The 13,670-nt window shown below is 71.8% G+C and carries 16 protein-coding genes and 1 riboswitch; of the genes, 5 read left to right on the top strand and 11 right to left on the bottom strand.

Annotated elements, in window-relative coordinates:
• Positions 1 to 65: 65 nt before the first annotated feature.
• From AC3WRT_RS12090 to AC3WRT_RS12065, 6 genes are all read right to left on the bottom strand, one after another.
• On the bottom strand, positions 66 to 638 hold the full coding sequence (locus AC3WRT_RS12090) for an HhH-GPD-type base excision DNA repair protein (protein ID WP_492722179.1): 573 nt from the start codon (positions 636 to 638) through the stop codon (positions 66 to 68).
• Positions 639 to 669: 31 nt separating this feature from the next.
• Entirely contained in the window at positions 670 to 1,332 is a 663-nt protein-coding gene (locus AC3WRT_RS12085; protein WP_492722177.1) for an IMPACT family protein, read from the bottom strand.
• Complete coding sequence (crcB, locus tag AC3WRT_RS12080) at positions 1,329 to 1,727, bottom strand: fluoride efflux transporter CrcB (RefSeq protein WP_492722175.1); 399 nt, start codon at positions 1,725 to 1,727, stop codon at positions 1,329 to 1,331. The genes AC3WRT_RS12085 and crcB overlap by 4 nt, the downstream gene beginning before the upstream one ends.
• The gene (locus tag AC3WRT_RS12075) at positions 1,724 to 2,200 is read right to left on the bottom strand and encodes a fluoride efflux transporter FluC (RefSeq protein ID WP_492722173.1); all 477 of its coding nucleotides are present in this window, start codon (positions 2,198 to 2,200) and stop codon (positions 1,724 to 1,726) included. The genes crcB and AC3WRT_RS12075 overlap by 4 nt, the downstream gene beginning before the upstream one ends.
• Positions 2,197 to 2,700: a universal stress protein gene (locus AC3WRT_RS12070; protein WP_492722172.1), complete on the bottom strand. Its 504-nt coding sequence runs from the start codon at positions 2,698 to 2,700 to the stop codon at positions 2,197 to 2,199. The genes AC3WRT_RS12075 and AC3WRT_RS12070 overlap by 4 nt, the downstream gene beginning before the upstream one ends.
• Positions 2,701 to 2,808: 108 nt before the next feature.
• Positions 2,809 to 2,884: riboswitch (Fluoride riboswitch) on the bottom strand.
• Positions 2,885 to 2,921: 37 nt separating this feature from the next.
• Positions 2,922 to 3,614, bottom strand: a complete 693-nt coding sequence (locus tag AC3WRT_RS12065; protein ID WP_492722170.1) for a sirohydrochlorin chelatase — start codon at positions 3,612 to 3,614, stop codon at positions 2,922 to 2,924.
• Between the two features lie 64 nt (positions 3,615 to 3,678).
• Here AC3WRT_RS12065 and AC3WRT_RS12060 point away from each other — a divergent pair, with 64 nt between their 5' ends.
• Entirely contained in the window at positions 3,679 to 4,506 is an 828-nt protein-coding gene (locus AC3WRT_RS12060; RefSeq protein WP_492722169.1) for an alpha/beta fold hydrolase, read from the top strand.
• Between the two features lie 54 nt (positions 4,507 to 4,560).
• Here AC3WRT_RS12060 and AC3WRT_RS12055 read toward each other — a convergent pair whose 3' ends face one another.
• Together AC3WRT_RS12055 and AC3WRT_RS12050 are read right to left on the bottom strand one after the other, a co-directional pair.
• A complete protein-coding gene (locus AC3WRT_RS12055) occupies positions 4,561 to 5,265 on the bottom strand; it encodes a LuxR C-terminal-related transcriptional regulator (RefSeq protein ID WP_492722167.1) in 705 nt (234 codons plus the stop codon).
• Complete coding sequence (locus AC3WRT_RS12050; RefSeq protein WP_492722166.1) at positions 5,262 to 6,773, bottom strand: ATP-binding protein; 1,512 nt, start codon at positions 6,771 to 6,773, stop codon at positions 5,262 to 5,264. Before AC3WRT_RS12050 ends, AC3WRT_RS12055 begins: the two co-directional genes overlap by 4 nt.
• An 85-nt stretch (positions 6,774 to 6,858) precedes the next feature.
• Here AC3WRT_RS12050 and AC3WRT_RS12045 point away from each other — a divergent pair, with 85 nt between their 5' ends.
• The 3 genes from AC3WRT_RS12045 to AC3WRT_RS12035 all read left to right on the top strand — a co-directional run bounded on the left by AC3WRT_RS12045 (position 6,859) and on the right by AC3WRT_RS12035 (position 10,867).
• Positions 6,859 to 8,232: a PspC domain-containing protein gene (locus tag AC3WRT_RS12045; RefSeq protein WP_492722165.1), complete on the top strand. Its 1,374-nt coding sequence runs from the start codon at positions 6,859 to 6,861 to the stop codon at positions 8,230 to 8,232.
• The gene (locus AC3WRT_RS12040; RefSeq protein ID WP_492722163.1) at positions 8,229 to 8,792 is read left to right on the top strand and encodes a hypothetical protein; all 564 of its coding nucleotides are present in this window, start codon (positions 8,229 to 8,231) and stop codon (positions 8,790 to 8,792) included. Before AC3WRT_RS12045 ends, AC3WRT_RS12040 begins: the two co-directional genes overlap by 4 nt.
• A 104-nt stretch (positions 8,793 to 8,896) precedes the next feature.
• Entirely contained in the window at positions 8,897 to 10,867 is a 1,971-nt protein-coding gene (locus AC3WRT_RS12035) for a M13 family metallopeptidase (protein ID WP_492722161.1), read from the top strand.
• A gap of 46 nt (positions 10,868 to 10,913) precedes the next feature.
• On the opposite strand, the gene AC3WRT_RS12030 is transcribed toward AC3WRT_RS12035, so the two are convergent.
• The 3 genes from AC3WRT_RS12030 to msrA all read right to left on the bottom strand — a co-directional run bounded on the left by AC3WRT_RS12030 (position 10,914) and on the right by msrA (position 12,451).
• A complete protein-coding gene (locus AC3WRT_RS12030) occupies positions 10,914 to 11,210 on the bottom strand; it encodes a GNAT family N-acetyltransferase (protein ID WP_492722245.1) in 297 nt (98 codons plus the stop codon).
• Between the two features lie 10 nt (positions 11,211 to 11,220).
• Positions 11,221 to 11,685 carry an SRPBCC family protein gene (locus AC3WRT_RS12025; protein WP_492722159.1) on the bottom strand — a complete coding sequence of 155 codons (465 nt, stop codon included), beginning with the start codon at positions 11,683 to 11,685 and terminating at the stop codon, positions 11,221 to 11,223.
• A 91-nt stretch (positions 11,686 to 11,776) separates the two neighbouring features.
• Positions 11,777 to 12,451: a peptide-methionine (S)-S-oxide reductase MsrA gene (msrA, locus tag AC3WRT_RS12020; RefSeq protein ID WP_492722158.1), complete on the bottom strand. Its 675-nt coding sequence runs from the start codon at positions 12,449 to 12,451 to the stop codon at positions 11,777 to 11,779.
• A 162-nt stretch (positions 12,452 to 12,613) separates the two neighbouring features.
• Between msrA and AC3WRT_RS12015 the strand changes: the two genes are divergently transcribed.
• On the top strand, positions 12,614 to 13,636 hold the full coding sequence (locus AC3WRT_RS12015) for a GNAT family N-acetyltransferase (protein WP_492722157.1): 1,023 nt from the start codon (positions 12,614 to 12,616) through the stop codon (positions 13,634 to 13,636).
• Positions 13,637 to 13,670 lie beyond the last annotated feature (34 nt).

The raw sequence follows: 13,670 nt of genomic DNA, 5'->3' as shown, positions 1-13,670 counted from the left end.
TAAGCCGCTGGGCTCGCTTCCACGAGAAGCGAGCCCAGCGGCATACGTGCGGAAAGCCTCGAAGGTCAGGCCTGCTGCGTGGCCTTCGCCTCGGCCTTCTTGGCCTGCTTGAACTCTCGCACCTTCAGGAGCGAGTCGGCGTCGACGACGTCGGCCACCGAGCGGTAGCCGTCGAGCGCGTAGTCACCGGCGACGGACTCCCAGCCCTCGGGACGGACGCCGAGCTGCTTGGCGAGCAGGGCCACGAAGATCTGTGCCTTCTGCTTGCCGAATCCGGGGAGCTCCTGGACGCGCTTGAACAGCTCCTTGCCGGTGGTCGCCTCGCTCCAGAGCCGCGTGACGTCGCCCTCGTAGCGGTCCACGACGAGCGCAGCAAGCTCCTGCAGGCGCGTGGCCATCGAGCCGGGGAACCGGTGGATCGCCGGCGGCGTGCTCGCCATGGCCTTGAACTCCTCGGGGTCGGCAGCCGCGATCGCCGCGGGGTCGAGCGTGCCGAAGCGGCCCAGCACCTTGTAGCCGCCGCGGAAGGCGTGCTCCATGCCGTACTGCTGGTCGAGCATCATCCCCACGACGACGGCGAACGGGTACTCGTCGAGCACCCGGTCAGCGGCTGGTTCGTTGGCGATCTGGAAGCCCATGCAGGCATGCTCTCACGCTCGTGGCGGCCGGTCAGGGCGACGGGACCGCCACCCAGGACTCCGGCCCGGCGGCGACGCGTCCCGCTCCCGACGTGAGAGCCGCCACGAGGCCGCGCACGGCCTCCTCCTGAGTCGGGTCGACGGCCACAGCGAGGGTGAGTCCGTCGGACGACCAGGCCGCCCTGGTGACGGCGCAGCCGGGGTGGCCCCGCAGGGCGTTCTCCACGCGAGGTCCGACGGCGCTGTCGGCCGTCACGAGCAGACCCTGGCGCAGCTCGTTCGTAACGAGGGTCGCGGCATCGACGGCCGCCGAGACCGCGTCACCGTAGGCGCGGATCAGGCCGCCGGTACCGAGCAGGGTGCCGCCGAACCACCGCGTCACGACGGCGACGACCTCCGTGAGCCCTCGGCCGCGGAGCACATCCAGCATGGGGGCTCCGGCCGTGCCGGACGGCTCGCCGTCGTCGTTGCTGCGCTGCGTCGCGCCGTCGGGGCCGAGGACGAAGGCGGTGCAGTGGTGCCGCGCCTCCCGGCTGCCCGACCTCACCTCCTCGACAAAGGCGCGGGCGGCGTCCTCCGAGGAGACCGGGGCGAGGTCGCAGACGAACCGCGACCGCTTCACCTCCAGCTCCGCGGCGGCGGGAGCCCGCAGGGTCAGGTAGCGCAGCGGCCGCGAGGGCGTCTGCCCGGTCACGCGCCACCCGTCGTGGGCGCGAGGGCGTGTCCCAGCGCGAGTCCTACGGCGGCGGCTGCGAGCGAGCCCACCAGGGTCCCCGCGGCATACCGCAGCCCGGTGCCGCGACCTTCTGCGAGCCACAGTCGCACGGTCTCGACCGAGGCCGTGCTGAACGTGGTGTAGCCGCCGCAGAACCCGGTGCCGAGGACAGTCCGCACGGTCACCGCGGTGGGACCCACCGGCTCGGCGGCGAGCAGGCCCGTCACGACGCCGAGCACCAGCGAGCCGGTGATGTTGATGAGCATCGTCCCCAGAGGCACTCGGAACGGGTTGTGGCGGGCGACGGCGGCGTCGACGACGAACCGCGTGACGGCACCGAGGCCGCCACCCAGCGCGAGCAGCAGCATCATCATCGGCGCGGCTCCACCGATCGGCGCCCCGCGAGGCTGCGTGCGCACCCGTAGCCCGCGGCGGCAGCGGCCACCCCGAGCACGACGGTGCCGAGTGCGTAGAGCAGCCCGACGACGTACGCGTCGGGAGAGATCCGCTGCACGGTCTCGACCGCGAACGTGCTGTAGGTCGTGAAGCCGCCGAGCACACCGGTTCCCAGCGTCAGGCGGGCGCCCCGCCGCCAGCCGGAGTCCGGGCCGGTGCGGGCCAGGACCTCGAGGAGCACGCTGAGCAGGAGTGAACCGGTGACGTTGATGGCCAAGGTGGTCCACGGGATGCCGGCCGGGTCGGTGGGGACTGCGTTCTCGAGCGCGGCTCGGGCGGCGGTGCCGAGCGTCCCTCCGAGGAAGATCAGGGCGAGGAGGCCCGGATGTCGGTGTGGCGTCCCGGGTCTCGGGGAGCTGGTCGAGGTCGCACGGTCTGGCTCGCCGGTCACTCCCACGGTGCCCGGGCCTCCCAGTCGACCACGCTGACCGGCACCACGACGACGGGCCGGTGCTGGCGGTGCGACAGCTGCATGGACAACGAGCCGTTGACGAAGTCCGCGACCCGGTGGTGGCGGCGGGCGTGGGAGCCCACCACGAACGCCGCGGCGTCCACGGCGCGTGCCAGGTGGGTCAGGGCCCGGTCGGGGCGCCCGGCGAGGTAGCGGAAGTGCCAGGGCACGTCTTCCTCTGACATCCACTGGCCGACCAGGTCGATCAGGGCAGCCTCCCGCTCGGGCCACTGCTCGTCGTCGACGTCCGGGTCGATCGACAGGTGCCGGACCGTCCCGTCCGCGTGCTCCACATCGGCGTACCGGGAGGTGTCGACGTAGGCGAAGTACAGCGCCGGTGCACCGGTCGCCCGAGCCAGCGACGCGGCGGTCAGGGCCACGAGCGGCGACTGGTCGCGCACCATGCCTACGACGAGCGGGTGTCCGGCGAAGTCCGTCATCCGGGAGCGATGCGGTTGGGGTGGCACGTGCTGCGCCATCGGCGAGTCTCCAGACACTCAGTGACGGGCGGGGCGCGCAGGCCTGCCCATCGTCGCGGCAGGTGCCGCAGATGAACAGGAACCATCAGCCGGTGGACGGTTCGGGCACCGAGGTGCCCCGGCGGAATCCATCGCCGAGGACACCGTAGCGTCTCCGTCGCCCTCGATGCCCGATCGTGTGCTCATCGGCTGAGATACCGCTCGACGACGATGTCGACGAGCTCGTCGTGCGGCAGCTCGCCGGGCAAGAGCAGGGGAGGCGTCACGACGTCGGCACCGCAGCGGTCCGCGAGGTCGGCGAAGAAGCCCGGCGCGAGCAGATAGGTCGCGACGACGACCCTGCGGTCCGGGGCGCGCTGTGCGGCAACGAGGTCGGCGAGCCTGGGCTCCGCAGCGGACAGGTAGCCCGCGGTGACGGGCCGGCCGAGAAGTTGCGCGAGTGCGGCGGCCACCTGCTCGCAGTCGGCGACGGCTGAGGGCTGGGACGACCCGGCCGCGCCGAGCAGGACGACGTCGTCGTCACGCAGACCGGCGGAGGCGAGTCGACGGTGGAGCAGCCGGGCGAGCCGGCCGTCGGGGCCGAGCGCCGGGGCCACCGTCGTGCCGGGGACGGCGGCGGCAGCCTCGGCCAGGTCGACGTAGACGTGGTAACCGGCCGAAAGCAGCAGGGGCACCAGCCGGGCGGGAGCTCCGTCGCCCAGCGAGGACAGGACGGCGCCGGGCTCGGGGGGCTGCACGTCGACGAACGCCGCCCGCACGGTCAGGTCCGGCCGTCGCGCCGTGACTGCGGCGACCAGGCCGCCGATCGCCGACCGGCCTGCGGCTGACGCGGTGCCGTGGGCCACCGCCACGAGCACGGGTGCGGGGCTCGTCATGGCCACACTCTGTCAGGTCGGGGTTGCGGCCGAGCGATGCAACTGGCCGCGTAGGCTCCGGGTCATGACCTCGGCTCCCGACCAGGCCCTGCTCAACACCTTGTCCGTGGGCATCGCCGGGCCCCGTATCGCCTTCTTGCACGGGCTCTTCGGCCAGGGCCGCAACTGGAACCAGATCGCCAAGGCGGTCAGCGGCCCGGAGGGCGCAGACGCGCGCTGCCTGCTCGTCGACCTCCCCGACCACGGCCGCTCGCCCTGGTCGCAGGAGTTCTCGCTCGACGCCTACGCCGACGCCGTCGCCGGGACCCTGCGTGCGACCGCCGAGGGGGAGCAGTGGACCGTCGTCGGGCACTCCCTCGGCGGCAAGGTGGCCATGGTTCTCGCCCTGCGCCATCCCCAGCTGGTCGAGCGGCTGGTCGTCGTCGACATCGCACCGAAGGGCTACGGCTCGCTGGAGCGCTTCGAGGGCTACATCCGGGAGATGCTCGAGCTGCCCCTCGGTGAGCTGACGAGCCGCAGCGACGCGGAGGCCCGCTTCCACGAGCCCGACCCGGGCGTCAAGGCTTTCCTGCTGCAGAACCTGCGCCGTGACGGCGAGAGCTGGCGCTGGCAGGTCAACCTCGAGCTCGTGGCCCGGGACGCGGCTCTCGGGGTGGACTCACGCATCGCCGACTGGCCTGACGCGGTCGACGAGCTCCCGGCATACGAGGGGCCGGTGCTGTGGATCGCGGGCGGCGACTCCCGCTACGTCAAGCGTGAGGACGGCGAACGGATGCGGCGGCACTTCCCGCGGACCCGGCTGTTCACGATCAAGGGCGCGGGCCACTGGGTGCACACGGACGCCCCCGAGATCATCGTGACCGCCCTGCGCCGCTTCGTCGCCGAGCCCTAGGGATCGAAAGAGCAGCTCGTCCGCGGGAAGGGACGAGCTGCTCTGTCGACCTTGTCAGAGGAGGCGGCGGCCCATCGCCCAGGCGGTGAGCTCGTGACGCGAGCTGAGCTGCAGCTTTCGCAGCACCGAGCTGACGTGGGTCTCGACGGTCTTGACGGAGATGAACAGCTCCTTCGCGACCTCCTTGTACTGGTAGCCGCGGGCGATGAGTCGCATGACCTCACGCTCCCGCGCCGAGAGCCGGTCGAGCTCCTCGTCGATCTCCGCGACCTCGCCGGCGGTGGCCCCGAAGGCGTCGAGGACGAAGCCGGCGAGACGCGGGCTGAAGACCGCGTCCCCGTCGGCCACCCGTCCGATCGCCGTGAGCAGCTCGTCGGCACTGATCGTCTTCGTGACGTAGCCCCGGGCCCCGGCCCGGATGACGGCGATGACGTCCTCGGCGGCGTCCGACACCGAGAGCGCGAGGAAGCGAACCGGGACTCCGGCGCTGGACTGCACCGTGACGCAGGCGCGGATGACGTCGGCGCCGCCGTGCCCGTTGCCGCCGGGAAGGTGCACGTCGAGGAGCACGACGTCCGGCTGCTGCTCGGTGATGACCTGGACGGCGGACTCGACCGCCCCCGCCTCGCCGGCGATCTCCAGCGTGAACGACCCGGGGCGAGGCGTCGAGGCGAGCGTCGTCAGCTCGGCACGCACGCCGGTGCGGAACATGTGGTGGTCGTCGACGATGACGATGCGGATGGTCCGCGAGTCGGTCATGAGGCGTGCTCCTGGGTCTGCGGGGTCTGCGGGGTCTGCGGGGCCGGCGAGGAGCCGGTGGGGGGAATGGGGTCGCCGGGCGTCGTGGGCACCTCGGGCGAGCCGGCCGTGCCCGGGCTGCCGGCCGTACCTGTGCTGGCGGCCGTCCTGGCCGCTGGGCCGGGGGAGGGTGACTCGGGCGCTGCCGGCTGGCTGACCGGCAGACGTAGCTCGACCTCGGTCCCGTCGGCCCGTCGCCGGATGCGGGCGGAGCCGCCGTGCCGCTCCATGCGACCGATGATCGACTCGCGCACACCGGCACGGTCGTCGGGCACGGTGTCGAGATCGAAGCCGGCGCCGTGGTCGCGGACGAACGCCTCGACGGCGTCGGGACCGACCTCGACGTACGCGCTGACCGGCGGCTCCCCGTGGCGCACGGCATTCCACGTCGCCTCGCGGACAGCCTTGACCAGGGCGTCGAGGTGCTCGTCCATCACGCGGTCGCCGGTGACGACGAGCTCGACAGGCACGCCGTGGAGGTCCTCCACCTCGCCCATGGCGGTCGTCAGGGCCGCGCCGAGCGTCCCGGCACGGGCGTCCTCGTCGTAGAGGTAGCTGCGCAGCTGACGCTCCTGCGCGCGGGCGAGCCGGGCGACCGTGGCGGCGTCACCCGACTGGCGCTGGATGAGCGCGAGTGTCTGGAGAACCGAGTCGTGCAGGTGCGCGGCGATGTCGGCGCGCTCGGTGGCCCGGATGCGCGCGGCCTGCTCGAGCCGCAGGTTGCTCCACAGCCGCAGGATCCACGGGGCCGAGAGTACGGCGACGCCGACGAGGGCGGCGAGCACCGCGCCGGCCACCTGCCACAGCTCGGTGAGGTCGGTGCCCCGGACGAGCAGGCCGACGAGGCCCAGGATGGTCAGGCCGAGACCGACGACGAGCCAGATCCAGCGGACCGGTCGGCGTGCACCGAGGGTGTCGGTGTCGTCGAGCTGGGACCAGAAGAAGATGGCGCCGATGACGATCGCGACGAGGGGCAGGATGACCTCGACGTGCACGTCCAGGCCGGCGCTGCCGAGCCACAGTGCCCCGGCCACGGCGAGGGCCGCGACGCCCAGGAGCGTGATGACGACGGCTTGGTTGCCGCTGCGCAGCCAGGTGCGCAGGCTCTTCAGGTCGACGTGCGGCCGCGCGGCGCTGGCCGTCGCGGGGTTCGAAGCCCCGGGCGTGGCCACCACGGCGGGGTCGACGTCGCCCACCTCGCGCATCGTCGCCCAGAGGAAGACGTAGACCGCGAGACCGGCGCAGAAGGGGATGCTCGTCAGGACGAGCACCACGCGGACCGCGACCACCGGCACGCCGAGGTGGTCGGCGAGCCCGGCGGCGACGCCGGCGATGACCTTGCCCTGCCGGTGGCGCACGAGCGGCGGCCGCGGCGTCGCCCGCCAGCCGGGACGCACCGGACCAGTTCCGTTCTCGTATGCCGTCTGCACGGTCCCATCCTCGCCCACCCCGTCCGTGGGGGCGAGCATCCAGAGCCTCTTTGGGGGTCCGGTCAGGGTGCGCTCAGGGTCGACCCTCATGGCTGGCGGGGGACGCCGGCGCCACTCTGGTGACATGACGAAAAGCAACGCGGCCCCCCCGCAGGGGCATGGCCTGGACGGCTTCTACACGGCCCTGCGACGCCCGGGAGTCGTCCGCCGGGGAGACGGCCGCTGGTTCGCCGGCGTCGCGACGGGACTGGCGCGGTGGCTCGGCGTCGACCCGCTGGTCGTGCGCGCGGGCTTCATCCTCTTCTCCATCTTCTTCGGGATGGGCCTGGCCCTCTACCTCGTGCTGTGGCTCCTCATGCCCGACGAGCGCGGCGAGATCCACATCGAGCGCGCCCTGAGGCACGGCGAGGGTCACTCGATCTTCCTGCTCGTCGTCACGGCGATCGCGGTCCTCGGCGGCGGCCCCTGGTGGGGCGGTGACTCGCGCGGCTTCCGCTTCTTCGGCTTCGCGCTCCTCGTCGCGGGCGCCTGGTGGTTCCTGACGCGGACCGGGACCGGCCGTGAGCTGATGGCGCAGGCCCCGTGGAAGAATCCCGGCGGCAGCTGCGGCACGGCCGGCGGTCCCGACACGTCCACTGCTGACCCGGTCGCAGACCCGACCGCCACGGGCGCAGCGGGCGAGACGGCGCACGGCACCCCTGCGGCGGCAGGCGCTCCTGCGCCCACGGCATACGGCTCCACGGGCAACGCGGCGGCCAACGCCGGCGCCACGCTCGCCGCGCCGACCACCACCGCCCCCACGCCGGTGCGCGAGCGGACGCCGACCATCGGGTTCGCCGGAGGGCTGCTCGTGCTCGGTCTCGCGATCGTGACCGGTGTGGTGCTGGGCACGGTGGCGCAGTCGGCGGGCTGGCCCGGCAACCCCGTCGCCATCGGGCTGGCCTCAGGCGTCGGCACGCTGGGCCTCGGCATCCTCGCTGCCGGGATCGCCGGCCGGCGCTCCGGAGGGCTCGCCTTCTTCGCGGTCACCGGCATGGTGGCTGCCGTCGTGGCCACCGCAGCGCCCGCCGGTCTGACGCAACCCTGGGAGGCAGGTGACGTGACCCACCAGGTCACCTCGATGACGCCGCCGCCTTCGTTCCAGCTGGGTCTCGGGCAGATGAAGGTGGACCTCACGAAGGCTGACTACGCGGCCACGCCCGGCACCGACACCGTGAAGGCCACCATGGGCATGGGGCAGATCGACCTGGTCGTGCCGAAGGGCGTTCGCGTCACCGTCAACACCAAGGCACGGCTCGGGGCGCTGCACGCGGCGGACAGCACCCAAGGCACCGTGAACATCGAGTCGGGCAAGCAGGGCCCGGGCGGGCTCGACGCCGGCGGCGTCGCCTGGCAGCGCACCCTGACCTACGGCTCGCAGACGGGACCGGAGCAGATCGTCGTGAACGCCGAGGTCGGCGTCGGCGAGATCCGGGTCATCACCGGGAGCGCGTCATGAGCGCCGACGAGGCCAAGGGCACGAACAGCGACAGCAACGCCGAGACGACCAACGCAGCGGAGACCACCGACATGAGCCAGGACGAGACGCCCACCACCCAGCAGTTCACGGACCCGACCGCCGACCCGGAAGTGACGACGACGATCCCGGTCGGCGGCACGGCGGCGCTCCCCACGGGATCCCCGTTCCGGGTGGCACCGGCCACACCGGTACCGGACGACGCGGTGGTTGAGGGGTCGCAGCTGCCACACCTGCCGCCGCCCCCGGCCGCCCCGGTCGACCCGGCGTGGCCCCCGCCCGTGCTGGCCCGGCCGGCACCTGCCAAGGCCCCGCAACCCGCTCCTCGTCCGGCCCTCGTCACGGTTCACAAGGGGCCACGTCCGGGTGCGATCATGCTCGGACTGCTGACGATGCTCGTGGCGGCCTACGTGCTGGTGGCCAACCTCACCGACGCCGACCTCAGCTTTCGCCTCGTCGGTCCGCCGCTGATCGGGGCGTTCGGCGGCATGCTCCTGATCGTGGGTCTGGCCGGGGTGGTCGCGGGCCGCCTGCGCCGCTGAGCACGCAGGACGAGGCAGCCCCCCGGGACGTCGGCGTCCGTGACTAGGCTCTGGACAGTCACGCCGGTTCCGCCCGGCACTCGCAGTCTGGAGACAACGTGGTCATGAAGTCCGGCATCAACCTCGACGCGTTCGACCGGTCCGTCCGGCCGCAGGACGACCTCTTCCGCTTCGTCAACGGCACCTGGCTCGAGACGACGCAGATCCCGGGCGACCGGGCGCGCTTCGGCACGTTCGACGTGCTGCGCGAGGAGTCGACCGCGCGGGTGCGCGACCTCATCGAGGAGGCCGCAGGGGCCGAGGACGGGGCGCCCGGGACGCCGAAGCGGCAGGTGGGCGACCTCTACGCCAGCTTCACCGACACCGACCGCATCGAGGAGCTGGGCCTGGCCCCGCTGCAGGCGGTCCTGTCGCACGTCGCGTCGGTGGCCGACGTCGAGAGCCTCGGCCGGGCCCTGGGCCGGCTCGCCCGGGACGGGGTCGCCGGGGTGCTGCAGCACTTCGTGTCACCCGACGAGCGCTCGCCCGAGGACTACGTCGTCTACCTCGAGCAGGGCGGCCTCGGGCTGCCCGACGAGTCCTACTACCGCGAGGAGAAGTACGCCGAGATCCGCACGGCATACGTCGCCCACATCGCGCGGTTGCTCGGGCTCGCGGCGATCCCGGAGCCCGAGGAGAAGGCCTCCCGCATCATGGCGCTGGAGACGCTCCTCGCGAAGTCGCACTGGGACACCGTCAGCAACCGCGACGCCATCAGGACGTACAACGCCCACACGCTCGATGAGGCGAAGACCCTTGCGCCACAGTTCCCCTGGGACGCCTGGCTCTCGGGCCTGCAGGCGCCGGCGGGAGCGTTCGGCAAGGTCGTCATCCGCCAGCCGAGCTTCGTCACGGCCCTCGGTGCGGCTCTCGGTGGGGCTCTCGAGTCCGGCGACATCGACGACTGGCGCGCGTGGCTGACCTGGCACGTCCTGTCGGAGTTCGCCAGCCTGCTGCCCCAGTCGTTCGTCGACGAGGACTTCGACTTCTTCGGCCGCACGCTCTCCGGGCAGCCGGAGAACAAGGAGCGCTGGAAGCGCGGCGTCTCCATCGTGGAGTCGTGCGTCGGCGAGGCGGTCGGCCAGCTGTACGCCGAGCGCTGGTTCCCGCCGGAGGCCAAGGCCCGCATGGAGCAGCTCGTCGGCAACCTCGTGGAGGCCTTCCGCCGGTCCTTCTCATCGCTCGAGTGGATGGGACCCGAGACGCGGAAGCAGGCGATCGACAAGCTCGATGCGTTCACCCCGAAGATCGGCTACCCCGACGTGTGGCGCGACTACTCGGCGATCGACATCGACCCGACCGACCTGGTGGGCAACGTCCGGCGCAGCACCGCCTTCGAGGTCGACCGCAACCTCGCGAAGATCGGCAAGCCGATCGACCGCAGCGAGTGGTTCATGCTGCCCCAGACGGTCAACGCGTACTACATGCCGTCGATGAACGAGATCGTCTTCCCGGCGGCGATCCTCCAGCCGCCGTTCTTCGACCTCGAGGCCGATGACGCCGTCAACTACGGCGGCATCGGGGCGGTCATCGGCCACGAGCTGGGGCACGGGTTCGACGACCAGGGCTCGCGTTACGACGGCACCGGCGCGCTGCGCGACTGGTGGACCGAGGACGACCGCGAGCGGTTCGATGCGCTGTCCCAGCGGCTCATCGAGCAGTTCAGCCAGTACACTCCGGCCGGCCTGTCCGAGGAGCACAAGGTCAACGGCGGCCTGACGGTCGGCGAGAACATCGGCGACCTCGGCGGGCTGCAGATCGGCTACTCCGCCTACCGCATCGCCACCGCGGACGACGGCATGCCCGAGATCGACGGGTTCACAGGGCCGCAGCGCTTCTTCATCGGCTGGGCGCAGGTGTGGAAGGGCAAGGCCCGCGAGGCCGAGGCGATCCGGCTACTTGCGATCGACCCGCACTCGCCGCAGGACGTGCGCGGCAACGCGGTGCGCAACCTGTCGGAGTTCCACGAGGCCTTCGGGGTCGAGCCGGGAGACGCCATGTGGCTCGACGAGGACCAGCGGGTGCGCATCTTCTGAGGGGCGCCGAGCGCGAAGACCGACCCCGTGGGCCCCGCCCGCGGGGTCAGTCGTCGAGCTGGAGCTCGAAGCCGACGTGCGAGGCCACGAAGCCGAGCCGCTCGTAGAAGCGGCGGGCGTCGGTGCGGCTCGCGTCACTCGTCAGCTGCACCAGCGAGCAGCCCAGCCGGCGTGACTCGTCGACCGCCCACGTGACCAGCTCGGTGCCGAGGCCGGAGCCGCTCCCCGCGGGCCACGCGGACCCCTCGATGACCGATCGAGTCGCGCCGCGCCGGGACAGTCCGCGAATGATGCTGAGCTGGAGGGTGCCGACGACCGCGCCGTCGCGCCTCGCAGGTCGGATGACGACGCGCTCATCCCTCCTCGGCGACGCGCTTGAGCTGTGCGAGGCCCTTCTCGAAGTCGGGGCCGATGAGCTTCTCCATCGACCACATCGTGCTCATCAGACGCATGACGAGGTTCTGCGGCCCGGTCATGGCCCACTCGACGTGGGTGCTGTCACCGGCGGGGGTCAGCGTGAAGTCGATACGGTTGTGCGCCTTCATGGGGGCTGCGAAGAGCAGGTCGACGCCGAGGTGGTGTGGCTGCGACTCGAGGATCTCCATCCGGCCCTCGCCCGCCCTGCGGTTCCCCCGCCAGGCGTAGACGGCGCCGACGCCCTTCGCGGGGCCGTCGTAGGTGCGCTCCATCACGGGGTCGAGTCCCTCCCACGGCGACCAGGACTGCCATTCGTGGAAGTCGTTGACGAGCGAGTGGATCCGCTCGGGAGGAGCAGCGATCGTCGTCTCACGTGTGAGGTGGAAGCTCTTGTCGGCCATGGCCGGATCCTCCCACGCCGGGCGGTCATGACTGCGGCGCAGCGGGATCCGAGATCCCACTGCGCCGCACCCGAGCGCCGCACGGCCCTGCTCAGGCGGGCGGGGCGATGTCCTGCTGGGCGGGCAGCTGGTCCTGGCGCACGATGCCGACCGGGCACGTCATGCCGTTGGGGCCGTGGTTGCAGTAGCCGCCTGGGTTTTTGTGCAGGTAGCCCTGGTGGTAGTCCTCGGCGAGGTAGAACCGTCCGGCATCGTCGGCCGAGCGGATCTCGGTCGTGATCTGTCCGTAGCCGTTGTCGTCGAGCACCTTCTGGAACGCCTCGCGCGTGGCCTCGGCGGCGAGCCGCTGCCCCTCGGTCGTCCAGTAGATGGCCGAGCGGTACGCGGTGCCGATGTCGTTGCCCTGGCGGTTGGCGGTCGTCGGGTCGTGGTTCTCCCAGAACGCCTTGAGCAGCAGCTCGGGGGAGGTCTTCTCGGGGTCGTAGACGACGCGGACGGTCTCGGCGTGACCGGTGCGGCCGGTGCACGTCTCCTCGTACGTCGGGTTGGGGGTGTAGCCGCCCATGTAGCCGGCGGCCGTCGAGATGACGCCCTCCTGCTTCCAGAAGATCCGCTCGACGCCCCAGAAGCAGCCCATCGCGACGTAGAGCACCTCTGAGCGGTCGGGCCACGGGCCCTCGAGCGGGGTGCCGAGCACGACGTGGGTGGGGTTCACGGCATACGGCCGTTCCGCGCGGCCCGTGAGGGCCTCGTCGCGGCTGGGCATCTGGGACTTCCTACCGAATCCGAACACCATGCCAGTGTCACATCCTTCGTGCTGGGAGCGTCGTACCTCCCTTCAACGCCGGCAACCCCTTGCGTATGCCGGGTCGCGCAGTTCCGGACAAATCGCTGGCACCGCCGCGACGGGCTCGACAGACTCTGGGCCGTGAGAGACCACCCCGAGATCCGAACCATCGACCTGCTCGACCCGGCGCAGCAGGCGGTGGCCAGGCAGTGGGTCGAGGTCCACGCCTCGGTTCAGCGCGAGCTCTTCGGCGACCGGGGGAGCGCGTGGCCGCTCGATGAGCTGCAGGCGCTGCACCGCACCGGGACCAAGAAGCGCGTCAACCTCGCAGTGTGCTCCGAAGGCCGCGTGGTGGGTGCCCTGGAGGTGCAGCTCCCCGTTCTGGACAACACGAGCGCGGCGATGGTGTGGCTCTCCGTGGCTTCGGCCGCGCGAGGGCAGGGCGTCGGGTCGGCCCTGCTCCGGGAGGCGGAGCGGATCGGGGCCGAGCACGGTCGCACCGTCTACCTCGCCGAGTCCGAGTGGGCACATGACGGGCAGGACGCCTCCGAGTCGTTTGCGACGGCCCATGGCTACGTCGTCGGTCAGACCGTCCTGCGAAGCGAGATGGCGCTCCCGGCGAACCGGGCGATGCTGACGGAGGTGGTTCGGGCGGACGGCGCCGAGGAGTACCTGCTGGACAGCTACGTCGACGACATGCCCGAGGCATGGCTCGACGACCGGGCGGTGCTCCAGCAGCGAATGAGCACGGACGCCCCGAGCGACGACCTCGCGCTCGAGGAGGAGCTCTGGGACGCGGACCTGCTGTGGGAGCAGCAGGAACGCCTCCGATCAGCCGGTCGCCGCATCGTCGAGACGGTGGCCAGCCACCTGCCGACCGATCGCATCGTGGCCTTCACGCAGATCTCCGTCGCGGCGGCCGAGCCGGGACTCGGCTACCAGCAGGACACGCTCGTGCTCGAGGAGCACCGCGGCAACGGTCTGGGCCTCCGGCTCAAGGCCGCGAACGCCCTGCGCGTCATGGACGAGCTGCCGCAGGTGACCGCGATCCGCACGTGGAACGCCGCCTCGAACCAACACATGCTCGCCGTCAACCGCCGTCTCGGCTACGTCGTCGACGGCTACAGCCGTGAGTGGCAGAAGATCGTGGAGATCGGCGGATGAGCCTGAGCATCAAGGAGATCCAACTCGCAGTCGG

This window comes from Terrabacter sp. FW104-15G4B (assembly GCF_058790095.1).
The sequence above is the reverse complement of the archived record's forward strand: the minus strand, read 5'-3'. Positions and strand labels throughout refer to the sequence as shown.